At 50.5% G+C, this 414-nt stretch carries 1 protein-coding gene; it reads right to left on the reverse strand.

All coding sequences use genetic code 11. From position 1 onward, the window contains the following. Nucleotides 1-259 (reverse strand): hypothetical protein (locus tag D7X55_RS45215; RefSeq protein ID WP_233610478.1); only part of this gene is annotated, 259 nt, incomplete at its 3' end. Between the last annotated feature and the right edge of the window lie 155 nt (nucleotides 260-414).

Here is a 414-nt window from a genome sequence, read left to right on the forward strand (position 1 = left end):
GTGCAATAGCGGCCATCTCCATGTGTCCTCCGTTCAGACCCCGGAATGGATGCCTAATGTCGAACGTGAAGCGGAGAGCCTGCGTAATCAGGAACTCGGGAGCCAAGACTTGTTCCTTTGTCGTTTTCGGCAGGCGAGAGGCATAGACTTCGCAGTCCATCTTGTGGTCTTCGATCTTGTTTGCAAGAAACATGGCGCAGCGCATTATGGCTTTCGGTTCGTAGGTCATGGGCGAGTTGAAGAGGTAGAAGCGCTTCAAATATTGGATTCCAGTAGCCTAATAGCAACAGGTTAGGACAAGTACTCTGGTCTTGAGTATGTTCACGGCCAGCTCACAATCACGTTATTGGGGAATCCTAGAAACTCTCCCAGGTCGGTAGCTTGCTTGCAGAAGGCATTCACGATCTTCTGTTC

It is taken from the genome of Corallococcus sp. AB049A, assembly GCF_003668885.1.
Lineage (GTDB): Bacteria > Myxococcota > Myxococcia > Myxococcales > Myxococcaceae > Corallococcus > Corallococcus interemptor.